This is a genomic window from Streptococcus parauberis NCFD 2020, assembly GCF_000187935.1.
Classification (GTDB): Bacteria; Bacillota; Bacilli; order Lactobacillales; family Streptococcaceae; genus Streptococcus; species Streptococcus parauberis.
Genome location: NZ_AEUT02000001.1, coordinates 1,630,962 through 1,648,417 on the forward strand (window position 1 = coordinate 1,630,962; position 17,456 = coordinate 1,648,417).

The 17,456-nt window shown below is 41.2% G+C and carries 21 protein-coding genes; 15 read left to right on the top strand and 6 right to left on the bottom strand.

Features of this window, described 5'->3' with window-relative positions:
* Positions 1-2 precede the first annotated feature (2 nt).
* Together SPB_RS08160 and SPB_RS08165 are read right to left on the bottom strand one after the other, a co-directional pair.
* Complete coding sequence (locus tag SPB_RS08160; RefSeq protein ID WP_003104305.1) at positions 3-680, bottom strand: XRE family transcriptional regulator; 678 nt, start codon at positions 678-680, stop codon at positions 3-5.
* 2 nt (positions 681-682) lie between these two features.
* On the bottom strand, positions 683-1,546 hold the full coding sequence (locus SPB_RS08165; RefSeq protein WP_003102878.1) for an ImmA/IrrE family metallo-endopeptidase: 864 nt from the start codon (positions 1,544-1,546) through the stop codon (positions 683-685).
* 265 nt (positions 1,547-1,811) lie between these two features.
* Here SPB_RS08165 and SPB_RS08170 point away from each other — a divergent pair, with 265 nt between their 5' ends.
* On the top strand, positions 1,812-2,084 hold the full coding sequence (locus tag SPB_RS08170) for a hypothetical protein (RefSeq protein WP_003105931.1): 273 nt from the start codon (positions 1,812-1,814) through the stop codon (positions 2,082-2,084).
* A gap of 69 nt (positions 2,085-2,153) precedes the next feature.
* Here the strand turns inward: SPB_RS08170 and SPB_RS11390 are convergent, their stop codons facing one another.
* From SPB_RS11390 to SPB_RS08185, 4 genes are all read right to left on the bottom strand, one after another.
* Positions 2,154-2,309: a hypothetical protein gene (locus SPB_RS11390; RefSeq protein WP_003104914.1), complete on the bottom strand. Its 156-nt coding sequence runs from the start codon at positions 2,307-2,309 to the stop codon at positions 2,154-2,156.
* Positions 2,310-2,317: 8 nt separating this feature from the next.
* Positions 2,318-2,992 (bottom strand): PIN domain-containing protein, encoded by a 675-nt coding sequence (locus SPB_RS08175; RefSeq protein WP_003105595.1) that lies wholly within the window; start codon positions 2,990-2,992, stop codon positions 2,318-2,320.
* A gap of 77 nt (positions 2,993-3,069) precedes the next feature.
* The gene (locus tag SPB_RS10900; protein ID WP_003103079.1) at positions 3,070-3,924 is read right to left on the bottom strand and encodes a helix-turn-helix domain-containing protein; all 855 of its coding nucleotides are present in this window, start codon (positions 3,922-3,924) and stop codon (positions 3,070-3,072) included.
* A 17-nt stretch (positions 3,925-3,941) separates the two neighbouring features.
* Positions 3,942-4,283 (bottom strand): helix-turn-helix domain-containing protein, encoded by a 342-nt coding sequence (locus SPB_RS08185; protein ID WP_003104298.1) that lies wholly within the window; start codon positions 4,281-4,283, stop codon positions 3,942-3,944.
* 611 nt (positions 4,284-4,894) lie between these two features.
* Here SPB_RS08185 and SPB_RS08190 point away from each other — a divergent pair.
* The 14 genes from SPB_RS08190 to SPB_RS08255 all read left to right on the top strand — a co-directional run bounded on the left by SPB_RS08190 (position 4,895) and on the right by SPB_RS08255 (position 17,348).
* Positions 4,895-5,143, top strand: a complete 249-nt coding sequence (locus tag SPB_RS08190; protein ID WP_003105203.1) for a hypothetical protein — start codon at positions 4,895-4,897, stop codon at positions 5,141-5,143.
* Positions 5,144-5,180: 37 nt separating this feature from the next.
* Entirely contained in the window at positions 5,181-5,477 is a 297-nt protein-coding gene (locus tag SPB_RS08195) for a hypothetical protein (RefSeq protein ID WP_003104580.1), read from the top strand.
* Positions 5,478-5,495: 18 nt separating this feature from the next.
* Entirely contained in the window at positions 5,496-5,951 is a 456-nt protein-coding gene (locus SPB_RS08200; protein ID WP_003105429.1) for a hypothetical protein, read from the top strand.
* Between the two features lie 15 nt (positions 5,952-5,966).
* Entirely contained in the window at positions 5,967-7,646 is a 1,680-nt protein-coding gene (locus tag SPB_RS08205; RefSeq protein WP_037621222.1) for an FtsK/SpoIIIE domain-containing protein, read from the top strand.
* Between the two features lie 219 nt (positions 7,647-7,865).
* Positions 7,866-9,125 carry a replication initiation factor domain-containing protein gene (locus tag SPB_RS08210; protein WP_003104105.1) on the top strand — a complete coding sequence of 420 codons (1,260 nt, stop codon included), beginning with the start codon at positions 7,866-7,868 and terminating at the stop codon, positions 9,123-9,125.
* Positions 9,109-9,339: a hypothetical protein gene (locus SPB_RS08215; protein WP_003103792.1), complete on the top strand. Its 231-nt coding sequence runs from the start codon at positions 9,109-9,111 to the stop codon at positions 9,337-9,339. The genes SPB_RS08210 and SPB_RS08215 overlap by 17 nt, the downstream gene beginning before the upstream one ends.
* Before the next feature lie 20 nt (positions 9,340-9,359).
* Positions 9,360-9,911 carry a hypothetical protein gene (locus SPB_RS08220; protein ID WP_003104355.1) on the top strand — a complete coding sequence of 184 codons (552 nt, stop codon included), beginning with the start codon at positions 9,360-9,362 and terminating at the stop codon, positions 9,909-9,911.
* A 12-nt stretch (positions 9,912-9,923) separates the two neighbouring features.
* Positions 9,924-10,904, top strand: coding sequence for a conjugal transfer protein (locus tag SPB_RS08225; protein WP_003102906.1), 981 nt, complete (start codon positions 9,924-9,926; stop codon positions 10,902-10,904).
* 5 nt (positions 10,905-10,909) lie between these two features.
* A complete protein-coding gene (locus SPB_RS08230; protein ID WP_003104677.1) occupies positions 10,910-11,134 on the top strand; it encodes a hypothetical protein in 225 nt (74 codons plus the stop codon).
* Position 11,135: 1 nt separating this feature from the next.
* On the top strand, positions 11,136-11,558 hold the full coding sequence (locus SPB_RS08235) for a conjugal transfer protein (RefSeq protein ID WP_003105679.1): 423 nt from the start codon (positions 11,136-11,138) through the stop codon (positions 11,556-11,558).
* Positions 11,559-11,570: 12 nt separating this feature from the next.
* Complete coding sequence (locus SPB_RS08240; protein ID WP_037621224.1) at positions 11,571-14,075, top strand: ATP-binding protein; 2,505 nt, start codon at positions 11,571-11,573, stop codon at positions 14,073-14,075.
* Positions 14,076-14,089: 14 nt separating this feature from the next.
* Positions 14,090-16,003, top strand: coding sequence for a hypothetical protein (locus SPB_RS08245; RefSeq protein ID WP_003103538.1), 1,914 nt, complete (start codon positions 14,090-14,092; stop codon positions 16,001-16,003).
* Entirely contained in the window at positions 15,990-16,217 is a 228-nt protein-coding gene (locus SPB_RS08250) for a hypothetical protein (protein ID WP_003105128.1), read from the top strand. Before SPB_RS08245 ends, SPB_RS08250 begins: the two co-directional genes overlap by 14 nt.
* Positions 16,218-16,235: 18 nt before the next feature.
* Positions 16,236-17,348: a phage tail tip lysozyme gene (locus SPB_RS08255; protein WP_003105784.1), complete on the top strand. Its 1,113-nt coding sequence runs from the start codon at positions 16,236-16,238 to the stop codon at positions 17,346-17,348.
* Positions 17,349-17,456: the final 108 nt, after the last annotated feature.

Here is a 17,456-nt window from a genome sequence, read left to right on the forward strand (position 1 = left end):
AGCTAATCCTCCAATGGCATGAAGTGACCAACAATTTTTCCGACTACTCGTGGATTCTCATCAAATGGCACAAACTTATCTGGGTAATCCTTATTGATTGACACCAAACGGAGCCCTTCTTTTTCACGGTAGACTTTCTTAATGTAGATCTGCGAATCCCAGACGACAGCATAAACCGCCCCGTCATAATCGAAACCAGTCTCTCTGATAAGAGCCACTTCTCCGTTTTGATAGGTGGGTTCCATCGAATCTCCGTCAACCCAAGAAGCAAAATCATGTGGCAATTCTTCATTGTAATAAACCACGTCATAGTCCAGGTCTCCGTAAACAGATGCACCGATACCAGCAGAAAGTTTCTCGTAAACATGATACTCTGAACGATTCTCAGCAATGCTGATAACTTTCTGTGAAAACACCATGTCACGAACATAGGTAATAGCTTTCTCTTGGTTTGGCTCAGTCAGTTGCTTATAGAGGGATGAGATTTCATCCTCACTCAGATATCCTTCTGTAACATTTAGGGCTTTCTCCAACTTTGCAATATTAACTTTAGTCGGTTTTGACAAGCCCTTTTCCCACTTGAAGTAAGCCTGCTTTGAAACTCCGATGCGTTCAGCCAGTTCTTGTTGCTCAAAGCCTAGTTCTTCTCGCTTTTGCTTTAATTTATCAGGTTGATACATAACTACCTCTTTTCTAATAGGAGTATTGTTTTGGCTCGTAATTTTGCTTGTTTTGCGGTCAACTTATCTGTATGCCAGGCATAGCCTACTGACTGCCCAAAGTCATACTCTAACCAAGTATCAATATCGTCTTCTTGTTCCAACTCCTTGCGAAAGCTATTTTCTAGCAACTCAGGAAACTGTGTACTTGCCACAAAATTACACTCTCTCAGGTGATTTAGAACTTTAGCAAGAACATCCTCTTCAACTGCTCGGTACTCGTCTTCAATCTCAGTATGGACTTCCTCAAAAAGACTGAGGACAGGCTTGCTTTGACCCGATTGATATTGATAAATAGCTGAGCTAATCTCTTGATTGTTTCGTTTCAAACGATAGCGGAATAAATCTTGTAATCGAAATTTCAAGGCGTCCGCTGATACGGATAGCTCTGTCATGACCTGCTTAAAACTATCCAAGCGATAATAAATTTTTGACAGTAAGACTATATCAGGCATGAGAATATAAGCAGAGAAAAGATTGGCTTCGCTTTCTTTCACTGTATCTTTTTTACTACTTAATTGTGTAAACTGCTTACCTGAATGTCCCAAGATATAGTGACCTAGTTCATGGCACTTAGTGAAGTTCTGTTTCACTGGAGGGTTCTGACTTTCATAGGAAATTGAAATGCCGTCTTCATCAATCATAGTCAGTCCTTCAATCTTTCGATTGGTAAAATGGTGTTTCATCACTTCGATATTGAATTTTTGAATACAGTCATCAAAATAATAATGAAAATGATAATTCAAAGGTGAAACTTGATTATCTTTCATAAATTGATATAGTTGCTCTCTTGCAATTTGGGTTACTCTTGTATAAACATCTCTCACAGTACACCTCCTCACAAATTTATCAGTCAACTATTTAGTTGACTATAATTATATAAAAAAACTGGACGATTGTCCACTGGAAATTAGTTTACTAACTAACAAATATTTCTCGTAACTAAATCGAAACCCTATCATTAACCCGTTTGTAACACGATTCCTGTAAAATAAATTTCATCTAGGAGGAAACACTTATGAAAAATTACTCAGCTTTATTGCACTAGCGTTTACTGCTATCGTCTTGGTTGCTTGTTCAAGTAAACCTAACATGGATGGGGAATACTATGAAATTGGAGATTACGGAATTGACCTGGTTATCACTATTATGGGTGACAAAGGAACTGTCGATGCTGAAGGTTCGACCAGTAGTATGACCATTGATACTGATACACAAACCTTTGAAATTCCAGGTTTTGTCAATCCAACTATCGAATATGAATACAAAGACGATGTTATCACTTCAAATATCACAGGCTCAGAGCGCCAATATTTCAAAAAGGTAGTGAGGTTTACCAAAAAGAACTCAAAAAGTTTAACGTGACGGAAGAATAATAGAAAAAAGCTCAGAAAATTTCTCTGGGCTCTTTTTTTCTGGTTTACTAAGCTATAATTACCTATTTGTTGGAATATCTGCTTGAAAACCTATCTCTTTGTATCTAATTTCATATTTCCCACCTCTATAGATAGCGTACCAAACTATTCCTCCTGACATTAAAATTAACAAGTAGCCTCGTGATGTTTTAACCATATCAATAATTTTTTCCATTTTTTTCCTCACTTTACATATTTACCAGTAATAATGCCCAACGAAAACACCCCTGCTCCACAAAGAAAAATTCTTAAAGCCTTTGAAAAAGCAAATTGGGTTTGAGAAACTTTATCTTCTTCAAATTGAGTTACCTCTCTCTCATTAGAACTTACGGAATTTAGCTCTGCCTTATCCTCTTGTTTATTTACAGTCCTTCCTCTGTTTAGGTTGCCATTTTTATCAATATAACACACCATTATTTTCTTCCCCTTACACGAATTCAAGTCATTTAAACTATCAGCATCCACACTCAAAGCTTTATCATTAGTTATCAGTAACTGTCTATATTGAGGTTTAGTTTTTGTAATTCTAGCTAATAATTCTGAGTCTGCAAAAGCTCTCTGTATTTCCTCATTATTAAAGGTATCTCCTTCAATAATAAATATTTCCTGAAATTGTTTCAGAATTGATAATACCATTTTCGCTTTGTCATGTTTTTCTTCAATCGTCGACATATAGTGCTTTACGATTTCTAAACACACTTCTCTGGTAATAGTTATCCGTTTATTCATATTGATAAATTTATCATAATTGTATTCAATAAATCCTCGGAATTCCTTTGTAAACATGACTGACGATGTATCAATGTAGATGATGTCATTATTGTTTAGTAAGTATTCAATATAAGTATTAAATTCCATGTTTTTCACCTCAGTTCTTTTATAGGTTTATTATAAAAAACGAGAATAAAAAAATCCTCCACAATTTGTGAAGAAATCTATATATTGTATTTTTGAATGTATTTCAAATATTGATATGAATAAACATTACCAAATAAAGCAAAATCCATCATCAACTGAAGGCCAAACTGGTCATTTTGAATACTATCTTCTCCATGATTTGTTAAATTGAAAATATATGTCAACGCATAATAGTATTCAAAATAATCTCTTGTACTATTTTCTCCTCTTAAATGAACTAATAATTCAAAGATAGACTCATTTAGTTCTTCATTATTCCCCTGCTTTTTTAATAAGTCAGCTGCTGTTTTTTTGGTAAAATCTTTTGAATTTAGTTTATCTTTAAGTAACAGTTCTACTTGTCCAGAAATAGGTTCAGCATAGTTTGAGATTCCAACATAAAAATATATATTAAGCACATTGACCAATAGCATAGAATCATTATACTGTTCGTATAGCATCTGATATTTGTCTAAGCATATATTTATTTTTTCCGTTGGATTCATATATACGTCAGCGGATATTGATTCGTGAATGCTATAAACCTCTTGATAACCAGCAGGGAATCCACCCGATGAAAAATTTACCTTCGGAAATAATGCAAAAAAATCATCAGTACTCCCAACAATATCATTTTTCATTTTTTCAAAATAATTGGATAATCTCCCTGGCTCTGAAAGTTCCTGATTCAGCAAGTCATCTAACGAAATATGGAAATAGTCTGAAATTTTTTCTAAAGTTTCCTGGTCTGGATACCGTTCTCCTTTTTCATAGTAAGATATGACATTCCCCTTGCTAAAATGTAATATTTCAGCAAGTTCATCTTGTGTATGCCCAAAAAGTTTCCTCAACTTTTTGAGATTCTCTCCCAAAATATTTGATTTATTGCCCATACTACTTCCTTAAAATTTTATCGCTTGGTGTCATCAAACAATTTTTTCCTTTCTTTCATGAATTCAATCAGTTCATCACGAAAGATTGCCTTCTCTTCCTCTGTTAATCCATCGGAAGTCATACGAAATAATACTTCGACATTCGATAAATCTATGTCATCTTTTTGTCCCTCTAATAGATAATCCGTAGTTACTCCGTAAAATTTAGCAATTTTTGATAATTTTTCTGGTGTAGGAGTAACTTTTCCATTTTCCCAGCGAGCATAACTTTGTTGAGTAATTTCTAGGGAATCTGCTACTTTAGCTTGAGTTAAATTCTTCTGTTGTCGTAATTCTTTTAAGCGATATGGTAATGTCATTTTCTGTTCCTCAAAAATATTTAAGTTTTTTACAAAAAAACCTTGACATTACATCACACATGATGTAAAATATATGTACATCAAGGTTGATGTATTTGATTCCAAAAAAATTTAGTTTTTCTTTTGGAATCACTAATGTTCATTGCAAATTAAATAAAAAGTGCGTCTGACAACCAGAGGACTGACCATCAAACTACACTAAACTTCGTACCTTTATTGTATCTTGTTTGAAAAAGAAAGTCAAGTCCGTTTGTGGTTGAAGTTGAGATAGTAAAACAACTCTAAGGAATTGTGGGCTCACACGCATTTCGGACTTTCGCACTTTTCCGAATAGTAAAGTGAACTGGCTTCGCCAAAGGGCGTAAGAGAATCGTGACAGGCATGATAACGACTACCTGGATGATTGGCCGGGAAAGCGATGGTAATTGACGCAAAGCACCTTGCTAAACGTTGCCACCGTAAAAGGTTTGTCTAATTCCTAGATAGGTCTTTCAACCAAATAATTCTTTTTCAAACTGACTACTTCTCATCATTTCATAGGAGTAGTCTATGCTCAAGCTACTAGATTTTTCTGGTAGCTTTTGTTTTTACAACAAAGAAAGGAGGCATTTATGACCTCATATTTTGAACAATACTTGGAGCGTCACTTCCAGAATTATCTTTTCACTCATAAGATGTACGCTCACAGCTTAAACCTGCAGGCCAGTCTCTTTAGCGCTGCCAAAGAAGAAATTGACACACTCGTCAAGAAATTCAAGGCAACTGGCTATCCACTTGCTGAATTGACCTATTATAGTCAAATCTACAAAAACAAAATCAATCGATTTTACTTTGCTCAAGTCAGCTCTGTGATGTGCTGACTTTTTTATTACCACAAACTAGAAATGGAGAACACTTATGATTCCTGAAACACTTGCTATGAAACCAGAATTTATTGGAACTGCTTATTACGAAAAACTTGGTCATGCCCCACGTACTGTCTTTGGCAAAGAAGGCAAATACCAACGTCATGTCCTGAACAGTCAAGAACATGGTTCCTTCCATGTCATCACTTCTGCAACCAATACTGTCTTTGATGAAGACACTCTCGTCAAACTCGTCAACCCTATCTTCTTCCCAGACCGTGCAGTCAATGGCTCAAACGTAGCCCCTGCCCTTAATGTCTTTGCGGAAAAACTCGAAATCGTTAAATAAGAAAGGAATTAGAATACTATGGCTAAAACAGGATTGAACTTCGGAGAAAAACTCCAGATCGTTGATAAAAGCTACCGTGTTATCACGGATGCCCTTAAGCTCGATGAGGTCTTCGGGAAACTGACCTTCCGCTCCATTGAAGGCACTGAACTCATCTATGAAGATGACCGCAGTCAACGCAATGACGATGGCTCCTATGTCCAAGTCCCAACAGGTGAAGTCCGTGGGATTACCGTGGGGATTCACTCGGCTAACCAACACGAAACACTCTTTTTCACTATCGTGGATATGTCTGAACAACAGCTCAATGACCTTAGGCTCAACTATCGCGAGGAAGTAGAACTGACTGATATTGCTGTGACTTACTCCGCTATCGGTCGAAGCGACAACTACCGTCTCTATGCTTCTGCCATCAAGAAAAAAGGTACTCAGGCTACTCCCAAATCTGAACCTAATGCTGCAGAAAAAAAATGATGCTAGGAGGTAATCATGCACCTCTTTACCTATCGGGGACTCCGTGTCCATAAATTCTACCGTCATATCAGGATGATAACAAGACTTCTCATGTTATCACCTTTTTTGATTGGTAATGTCTTTTACTACTATCCCATCTACGACCTGATTATTGCTGACCCTTTATTTTACTTGCCAAAAATCCTACTCACCACTCTGCCACCTAACGTGATAATTCCGATTGTCAATATCATTCTCTACCAGAAAGTCCGCTTCTTCCAGCGCCTTAACTCGCTGAGGATTATGACGAACTTTCTTATGGAAAATCGGTACTATCTTTCAAAAACGGTTAGACGTGATGGCAAAACTTTTGAGAAAATTTCTCTTCCTAGAGTCTATGTCAAGCGTGGACGGTATCAGTTGTTTGCTTCCTTTGTCCTAGAAGGAAATAAGTTCCAAGACCGATTTATCAATCTTGGGGCTACGCTTGAAGTCATGTATAATGGCGACTTTAGAAACAAGACCTTTGATGAGCGCTTTGTTCAGTATGATATTGCCATCAATCGTATTGCATCCCGTATTGATGTTTCAGAAGTTGCTATGACTGACCAGGGCATACGCCTCATGAAAGATGTCTTTTGGGATTATATCGCTGAGCCTCACTTGCTGATTGGTGGGGGAACTGGTGGCGGTAAAACGGTTATCCTCATGACCATTGTCTTAGCTCTGGCAAAGATTGGTTTTATAGACCTGTGCGATCCGAAGAACGCTGATTTATCAGGTCTTAAAAATATTCCCGTCTTCAAAGGGCGTGTCTTCATTTCCAAAGAAGATATCATCACTTGCCTCAAAGACAATGTCACCGAAATGGATAATCGCTACGAGACCATGCAAAATCACCCTGACTACAAGATAGGAAAAAACTTTGCCCAGTACGGACTAAAGCCCAAATTCATCGTTATTGACGAGTGGGCAGCTTTCATCGCGAAAATTGAAAACGACTACCGCCTGCAATCAGAAGCTACGGAATATCTGACCCAGATAGTCCTAGAAGGACGCCAAGCTGGACTTTTCGTCATTCAAGCCATGCAACGTCCTGACGGCGAGTATATCAAGACTGCCCTTCGGGACAACTTCATGAAACGGCTCTCTGTCGGACATTTGGAAGATACTGGTTATAACATGATGTTTGGCGATGCTAACCGCAATAAAGAGTTCAAAAAGCTAGATAAAATCAATGGTAAAAAAGTTCACGGACGTGGCTATATTTCCAATAACGGTGAGCTGGCTGGTGAGTTCTTCTCCCCTTACGTTCCCTTTAACAAAGGCTTTTCTTTTGAGGAAGAATTTATGAAATTACCTGTCCTAGAAGATGAGCAACTTATCAGTTATGAAAGCTTAACGAAGGACACGGAACTCATCGAAGAGTTTTATGAACCAATGGAGGAGGACGTCTTGGAAGTCTTGGAAGAAAAACGTCTACTGACAGATTTTGCCAAAGAAAATGACCTGACGGTCAAGACACTCCGCAAAATCATCTACCTTCTGGATGAACGAGGAGTTCCTTTCGACAAAGAGGAGAACTCGCTTGTGGTGACACCTTTTCAAGAACAGCTGCTTTTTGAAACCTTGGCTCTGTTTGAAGAGGAAGGACGGAAGTCTTATCCAAAGGCGGTTGAAAGCTGTCTCGCAAATCATGGGCTAGGACAAGAGTAAGGGCAAGCCTGACACCGTCAGGCGCAGACCGTAGCTCGCAGTTCCTACCGCCCATGATTGTGATTCAACCCCCGAATTCTAATAGGGGGGTAACATTTGTCAAAATGACAACATCCGCCCCCCAACACGCCAATAGTACCAAAGTTTTCAAAGATTTACTTAGTGTGTCACTTTTGCCAAAAAACTGTGTCACACGCTAGAAAGGAGGCTACCCTATGAATGGATAAACTAAGCCCACTCAATCTCAAGAAATTCCGAAAGCAAACAGGGATGACGCAAAAACAATTTGCGGAGTCCGTTGGGATTTCTACCCGTACCTACCGCAGCTATGAAGATGGCTCACGAGGTTTGAGCCTAGAAAAGTTCGGTCAGTTCAAAGCGGAGCTTGGCTATCATCAAGAGAATGCCGAAGAACTGATTGATGTTCATATCGACTACCTCCGCATGACCTTCATGTCTATCCGTGACCTATCTCACTTCTGCCAGACCTATCTTCACTGCTCCTTTACCGAGTTCAAAGAGTTCGAAACCAGGCTCCTAAATTACACAAGGCTCTGGAAGCGAGGCAACATTTGGTTATTTGATTTTTTTGACAAAATCGAAACAGGAAATTACCAAGTGACCCTACAACTCTCTGGTCAAGGATGCCGTGAAATGGAACTTGTCCTAGACAGTATCGACATGATCTGGCAAGAATTTCTTCAAGCTCTGCTCTTTGACCTCACAGATAGCCGAGTAACACGACTAGATATTGCCATGGATGAACGCTATCTAGGACATGACAGAGAGGACGAACAATTTCTTCTCTCTGATATGATTGCCAAGGTCTATAAAGACGAGGTGAGTTTTAAGAATATCAGAACCTGGAATCACATTGGCGGTGGTAACCTCAGAAACATGGAAGAGGTGGACGGTAGCCAAGGTATCTCCCTTTATTTTGGAAGTCGCCAGAGTAACCTCTACTTCAACTTCTATGAAAAACGTTACGAACTCGCTAAAAGTGAACAATTCTCCGTGGAAGAATCCCTGGAGATTTTTGGTATCTGGAACCGTTACGAGTTGCGCTTCGCTCAAGAAAAAGCACAGCTGGCTATTGAAGAATACATCAGCGGTGTTGATCTGGCAGAAATTGCCCGTGGCGTTATCAATCATGAAATGCAGGTTTACGATGGTACCAATAAATTTGGTGCCTTTGTCCCTGACCCAAAATGGCAACGCATGTTTGGTGGCACAGAGCCCTTGAAACTCAGGATGAAACCCGAACCCTATTCCATCGATAGGACGATAAAATGGCTCATGTACCAAGTCGCCAACTCGCTCAAACTAGTAGAGGAGGCTGACAAAATTATGGAGACTGACTTTATCAAGACGATTCAGGAAAATGGTGAAATCACTGATAGAGCAGAAAGTATCCTGCAAGACTTGCAAGCATCCTATAACCTAAAGAAAAAGGAGGAAAATCATGGAATACAAAGTTGAACTCTCTAGCATCGACAATTTCAAGGCTTGGTCTGGTGGCAGAGAAACCCTAGACACTGTCCGTGAACGTGGCGGAATTGACCAACTCACTAGCCTCTGTGAAGATGTTTTCTCAAGTAGCACACCAACAGAGGGACAAATCAATGATTGGCTCTGGTTTGATGATGACTATATTTATCAAGCACTTGGCTATCATGACCTAATCGAAGAATGATAAGGAGGCACCTATGACCCATGCTTGTCAAAAAAATCTACGAAGGCATCACCTGCTTTCCTGATACTAATGAGTTCTGGAATCTCTATATCGTACTCATGAAGGAAAAGGACTTTTTCTTTGATGCCTTTGCTCGCGAAACCGTTGACCTCGACTCTCCCGCTAAATACCAACACGCCTACTTTACGACTGATGGTCAAGTCCTAGACTTTAACCGAAACATGGATACCAAACTGGTCACTCTTTTTCGACAAGTCATCTTAGACCAACAAGAACAATTCATGGAGGAAATTATCATGGCAGAACAATCACTCATTGAAAAGAAAATCAAAGCTGCTTCCCTAGAACTGGGCGAACTCCTCAAGGCACACAAAGATAAAGAAGCCTGGACAAAAGCTGGTGAGCTCAATCACCTGCTTAAAAATGAGGAAGCTGAAAAACTCCCTGCTGACCTTCTCGAAAAAATCCGCCTGGAACTTCGTGGCTACTACTACGTCAATGGAGAAATCAATAAACTCCACAAGCAGCTCTATGCCAAAGGCAATAAATTGATTGAACTGGCTAGCGCCTGATAAGGAGGGATTATGAATAAACTGAAAACACTCATCCAACAAATCAATCATTACTTGTCTCGTTTCAAGAAACAAGATAAGAAGCGTGGCTCACCAAAGCTCATCAAAACAACACGGAAAAACGTGAATATCCTAGTCCTTACTGGATTAGGATTTTTAGTTTTCATCGGAGCCACTGGTTCCTTGCGTGCTATCACGCTATCAAGCAAGGTCACTTTTCTTGAAAAGGAGGTCAAAAAGGCTCAATCCTCTCAAGTGGTGACTAGGGCAACTGACACCGACTACCGTTTAACCTATTACCTCAACGACTTTGTCGCAGCCTACTTCTCTTTCTCTGATAAAGCCGAAGAACAAGAAGCCCAAATTGAAAAGCTCAATAGCTTTTATGATGTTGAACCTGAGATTAAGTCACAAGGTCAGAAACGAACACCTATGTCTCTGGTCTCAGCTAGGTTGTTATTGCTGACGGAGAACACGGCGACTTATCAAGTGACCTACAAGCAGAAAGTCAGTGATAAGGAAGAAGAAATCATCACAGGGTTTAATATCCCCTACGCTTCTAAAAATGGCTCCCACTACGTCTCAGGACTTCCCTGGTATTCCAGCCTAAGCAATAACCAAGCCAAAGGCTTTGGCAAAGAATCAGTGCTCAGTCTGACCGCTTCTGACAATCTCCCTGAAAAGACACACAAGAAAGTCAAAAAGTTCCTCAACGTCTTCTTTACCAACTACACCACTGACCAGGACAATCTGGACTTGGTTGGTAAGGATTTAGCCGTCCTCGAAAACACAACTTTCAAATCACTGGACTATGTCTATCTGACAGAAGATGGTGATACCATTACCGCCTACGTTCAAGCCACCTTTGAAGTCGCTGGCAACACTCGCTCAGAGAATTTCACCCTGACCCTCACACCTAAAGGAAATTCCTACTATGTGACTAAAGTCGCTCACACTATTCCAAAAAATTATGCAAAACATGAAGGAGAATAATATCTATGAACACAAGCTCACTACAACAATTTCTCCAAGGTGATGGTGCTTGGATTATCACTGCTGTGGCAATCCTATTAGCCATCAAGGCTTGGAAAAACAGCTCCTGGCTCCAGCTCTTTTCCGTCATTGGATTTTGGGGAATCATCGTGTCCATGACCAAAGGACAACAGATTCTTTCTGTCATTGGTTGGTTCCTACGCCTCATTGGTATTGAAACGGGGCTCTGATATGAACAACGAGAAAGAACCACTCTATGACTACGCTAGGGGGCTAAATGCTCCTTACTGGATACAGGAAATCAAGACACAGAAAGGGGCACGTATCTGGTACTTCGCAACACCGATGCAGCTGTCCTTTTTTGTTGTCTTTATTCTCGTCTTTGTCGTCATGCTCCTGGGACTTTCTTTCATCCTTGTCCCACTAGCTAAAATCACTCACTCAATCTCCATGTTGCTCTACGCTTACGTTCCCTACAAGCTCGCCAAATTCTACACAGAGTATGAACCACACGGAAAGAAAATGCACAACTTTCTGGCTGACTACTTCCGTTACCTCTATGAATTTCGCTGGAACAAGAAAGCCATCTACCATGATGAGAGAGTGGAACCTTATGACGATGAAGACATTGTCTTTGAACAAACACACCTTTAGAAAGGAGGCGCTATGGCACTAAAACTACAATACCCCATCAAAGCTACTCATGAAAACTTAGTTTTTCGCAAAGACAAGCAAGTCATGGCTTACTACCGTATTCCTAATACGCCCATCACCATCACTGATGACGAGAAAAAAGGAAAGCACAAAATCACGGTCAGTCAGATGCTCAAAAAACTGGCTAAAAACCAGCACTTTGACATTTCCCTCATTCCAAAGGATTACCTACTGGAAGAAAAGATGCGTGACTTTATGGATGCTCTCTCTCCAAACAATCAAGCACTTGGTCAAGACCTACTACTCTACACGGTTGATAAGCTGACGGATGAAATGGAAATCCCTTATCAGTTTGACTGGCTAGTCGGTGTCCGTTTGAGAAAACATGACAAGGGAGCTAGTCTTGCTGACCTCGCCTATGAACGACTCTCTGAGATTTCAGAGACCCTGGCTAACGGCCTTGGCTTTGAACTGGAGGAAGAAAAGCCCTGGTTTGAAGACTACCTCGCTGATGAACAAGTCATCTACCAAATACTTTCAACCCTTCGCTGTCGCCGCCTGACAGATGACGAGCTCTTCTATTACCAGCGGATGCAATACCTCCGCTACATTCCCCACCTTAAGAAAGAAGTCATTGCTAACCGCTCCCTTTTCAATGTCACAGACACCTTGATTAAAAGCATGAACGGTGGTTTTCTCAAACTCGAAAGTCCCTATGGCAGTTCCTTTGTGTCCATTCTTCCTGTTGGGAGATTCAACACAATCTTCAACGGTTTCCATCTAGGCGAATTTGTCCAACGTCTCAACTTCCCCGTGGAACTACGCTTCAAGGCTGAGTTCATTGACCGCAATAAAATCAAAGGAAAAATGGGTCGTTCCAACACTCGCTATAAGAACATCATGGAAGAAGCTGAGAATACCGATACCGTCCAACAAGACGAGATTATCATGGGCTCATTCTCGCTGAAAGACCTAATGAAGAAAGTAGGGAATAAAGAAGAAATCATTGAATACGGTACCTATCTCATTGTCTCTGGTTCGTCACTTAGTCAGCTGAGAAGTCGTCGTCAGGTCGTCCTTAACTACTTTGATGACATGAGAGTTGAAATCAGTGAGGCTAGCCATGACACACCTTACCTCTTCCAAGCTCTGCTCTACGGTCAAGACTTGCAGAAGAAAACTCGAACCTGGACACACATGGTCACCAGCCGTGGCTTTGCGGAGCTCATGCCCTTTACCAACACATCGGCTGGTAACCGTATTGGCTGGTATATCGGACGAGTCGATAACTGGACGGGTCGCTGGGACAATATCGAAAAAGCCATCATCGCCTCTAAAAACATTGTCCTCTTTAATGCGACTGTCGGTAATAAAGAAGACATTGCAGGTAAGATTACCAAGAACCCACACATCATCATTACAGGTGCCACAGGTCAAGGGAAATCCTTCCTAGCACAGATTATCTTCTTATCTGTCGCCCTTCAAAATGTGAAGACACTCTACATTGACCCTAAACGGGAACTCCGCCATCACTACCAAGAAATCATCAATAATCCTAAGTTTGCCCATCTCTATCCTGAACGCAAAAAACAAATTGAAGCCTTCAACTTTGTCACTCTCGATAGCTCGCTCACCTCCAACCACGGAGTGCTTGACCCTATTGTCGTACTGGATAAAGAACAAGCCGTTGAAGTCGCTAAGAATATGCTGGAATTCTTGCTCCAAGCGGTTGACAACGTCACCATGGATCAGAAGACAGCTATTACCGAAACCATCAACGATATTGTCGATAAAAGACAAGCAGGTCAAACGGTTGGCTTTAAGCACGTTCTGGAAGCACTTAAAGACAGTGATAACGACCAAATCGCCTCAGTCGGTCGCTACCTCACTTCTATTGTAACCAACTCCATCTTGGAACTCGCCTTCTCTGACGGAACAACTCAAGGGCTCAACTATGAGTCACAAGTCACCATTCTTGAAGTTGCTAACCTGAAATTACCTAAGACAGATGCCACGAAGATTTCTGACCACGAACGAAACTCTATTGCTCTCATGTTTGCCCTTGGTGCTTTCTGTACCCACTTTGGTGAACGTGACGAAAGTGAAGATACTATTGAGTTCTTTGACGAAGCCTGGATTCTTATGAAGTCTGCCGAAGGTCAAGCTGTTATCAAGAACATGCGCCGTATCGGTCGCTCTAAAAATAACACCCTGGCACTCATCACGCAATCTGTCCACGATGCTGAAAACGATGATGACACAACTGGCTTTGGAACCATCTTTGCTTTCTACGAAAAATCAGAACGAGAAGATATTCTCAAGCACGTCAATCTGGAACCAACAGAAAGCAACCTGGAATGGATTGACAATATGATTTCAGGTCAATGCCTCTACTATGACGTCTATGGCAATCTGAACATGATTTCCATTCACAACATCTTTGAAGACATCGACATGCTTCTAAAACCAATGAAAGCAACGGTATCATCTAGCCTTGAAAATAAATATGCTAGTTAGAAAGGAGGGCTCACATGCAAGAAGCCTTTGAGAAACTAAAAGGCGTGGACATCTTCGCCTTAAAATCGTATCTGGAAAAGACGTCAAAAATTGAGACCTCCATTATCGTGGCAATGAATGAGATTTTCGTCAATCTCTTTTTCTTTCTGCTCAATCTAGTGGTCGGTTTCTTCTCCCTCATGATTCGTATCATGGAGAACATTGACCTCTACGACTCTTACAAAACCTATGTCTATAACGCTGCTAAATCCATATGGCAGGGACTAACAGGTTCAACTTCTGGCGGTTTATCAAGTGGTTCCTTAGTTTCCATGCTTCTGACCATCGGAGCCTTTTACCTCTTCTACCAGTATTTCTTTTCTCGTGGAAACTTCATGCGAAAAGTCCTTCATGTGCTTCTCGTTGTCCTACTTGGATTTGGTTACTTTGGAACAGTCGCTTCTACCTCTGGAGGGCTCTACATCCTTGATACGGTTAATAATCTAGCAGACACTGTCACCTCAAAGATTTCCAATATCTCCGTCTCTTACGGCGAGGATAAGTCAATCAAGGTAGGAAAGTCTATGGCTGATAGCTATATCGCACAGACCTCTTACACTGCCTACGTCTTTGTCAACACAGGTCAAGAAAACGGTAAATACGTCAATAGCCAAACAGGTGAAGAAGAAGCTTTCGAGGATTCTAAAGTCTTGGGAAGCGTGGATGACTCAGGGAAATTTGTAGCGGTCAAAAACAAAGATAGAAAAGATTATCTGGATAAACTCGGCGACAAGGCTGATGACGGGAAAGAAAAGAACCGCTGGGTATCAGCCGTTTGGGATTACCTTTTCATCAAGACCTTCTACATCATCTTCAAGATTGTTGAAGCTATCGTTATTGCGGTTCCAATTATCCTGGTGCAACTCCTGAATCTCATTGCTCAACTCTTAGTCCTGGTCATGATTCTCTTGTTCCCTATCGCTCTTCTCATTTCATTTGTCCCTGCCATGCAAGACATCATCTTTGGGATTTTCAAGGTCATGTTTGGTGGTCTCGTTTTCCCGACGATTACGACACTCATCACACTCATTATTTTCTACATCGAAAAAGTCATCGAAACGCTGATTACTTCTGGTTTTGATGGGGTTATCGAAAGCTTCCCATCTTTGGGAACATTCGCCCTCCTCTTCAAGCTCATTCTATCAGTAGTTGCTAAAGCTGCTGTCTATTATTTCCTTTGGATTTATAAAGGCGAACTCATTGAATTTATCATGGGCTCACGGGCACGCATCAAGATGGAAGATATTGGAAACCAAGTAGAAAGCAGAGTTAGCCAAGGTAAAGACCTTATCCAACAGATGCCATCACGTAGCTTTGAAACAGCACAACATCTCGGTAACTTTGCCATGGCTGGTACTGGTTTTGTGGCTGGAAGTGCTATGAACGCTTCTTCTCACATCAAGGAAGTTGGCAACTTCTTTAGACAGTCAAAACCAAGTCCTGAGCCAGCTGAGGAACCAAACGTTCCAACAGAACAGCCGACTGAACAACCTGCTCCAATACCTGACCAACTGCCACCAACATCCTCTGAACCAAATCTTCCAAAACAGGATATTACGACAGATAATCCTAGCCAGGAGAAAGCACCAACTCCTGAATCTATCCCTAGTCAGCCAACAACTCCTCCATCACCAGAAATGGAATTCCAGGAACTTAATGAACAATGGGTATCTCCACGTAAACAACGGAAGATGGAACGCATGGAAAGAGAACTTAGCGCCTATGATGATGCTGGTGCTATGTATCAGGCGCAAGGCTCGAATGCCTTTACCCGAAGCTTCCGTCAAACTATGACTAGAGACGACAAAATCAAAGCCAATATTGAGCGGAAAAATCGTCTCACTCAAGAACTCAATAGATTGCGAGGTGAGCAAAATGGACGCTATTAGGATATATGCCCGAAGTCAGGTTCAACCTGTCCTTGAAAAGTATATCTATCAAGCCTACGAAAATGACCTCAAAGCTATCAAGGTAACCGTGTTCTATCCTGTCGATGACCAAGAGGCAAAACGGATTATCGAACTCTGCCGTGATATACCTGCTGTCCTAGATGCAAAATGGCTCTTTGGGACAGTTATCTTCAAAGTCTATCTCAAGCACTAAAGGAGGTGATAGGGACACATGAAAAAAATATTCAAACTTTGTCTGCTCTCTTCGCTTCTGTTGCCCCTATTACTTGTCATCATTTGTGCAGCTGCGATTGCTGGTGACTCGACTAACTCATCAAATAATGGAAGTTCAACTGGGAAGCGAACGACACTAACAGCTAAAGAGGTAGCTCAGAAAGCGTCAATCACAGAAGAACGGGCAGAGGATGTCATCAAAATCCTCAATTACCAACTCTCCCAAGAAGGCTTTACACTGGCAGGTTCTACTGGTAGTTTAGCTGTTGCGGAACGTGAGTCAGGCTTTGACCCTAAAGCTAGAAATACTGGCGGTGGGGTAGCTGGTTACTTCCAATGGTCAGGTTGGTCTAATACCGTAAACGGAGACCGCTGGGCACAAGCTTCAAGCCGAACACTTGATGCGGATGTTGAGCTTCAACTCATGTCAACCGAGTTAAACGGTGCCTACAAAAAAGTCAAAACAGAGATGCAGAAAGCAACTGACCCTGGAGATGCTGCTTTGTATTGGTCAGAACATTATGAAGGTGTGGCGCTGTCAGACGGTCAGACCAAGGCAGAAAAGCTCCAAACGGACGCCGACAAGTGGTTTAAGGTTTTCGATGGAACAATCACCTCAGACTCTTCTGTCGCTTTCTCAGACGATACAGGGCTTGTTTCTGGCACACTGACTTCTACCTTTGACTTGCCACCAGAATACCTTGGAAAACTCAAATACGGGGTTCCTAGTGAGAACACTGTCACGACTCAAGGAAACAATACCTATCCTGCTGGACAATGTACCTGGTATGTTTGTAATAGACTGATTGAGACAGGCATCTGTACCAACTCGGCCATTTATAACTACAATGGTAACGGGCAAGATTGGGTGGATAGCCTTGTCTCTCGTGGCTGGAAACAAGTATCAGAACCACAAGTTGGCGCTGTCATGTCCGTTCAAGGTGGATATGGAGGCACCTATGCAGAATACGGTCACGTGGCATTTGTCGAAGCCGTCAACCAAGACGGAACCTTCCTCATCTCCGAATGTAATGTCGGTGGTGTTCAAAACAAACCACACTATGCTGTGCTCACCAATCAAAGCTATTACAGCTTTGCGGTTGCACAATAGCTTTTACGAATTTTTACGATTCTTTATAGTTTTTGCGATTATGATTTAAGATTTGTTTAGGGTGACTCAGCTATACTGTATCCATCCTAAATAACTTTTCTTTTTCAT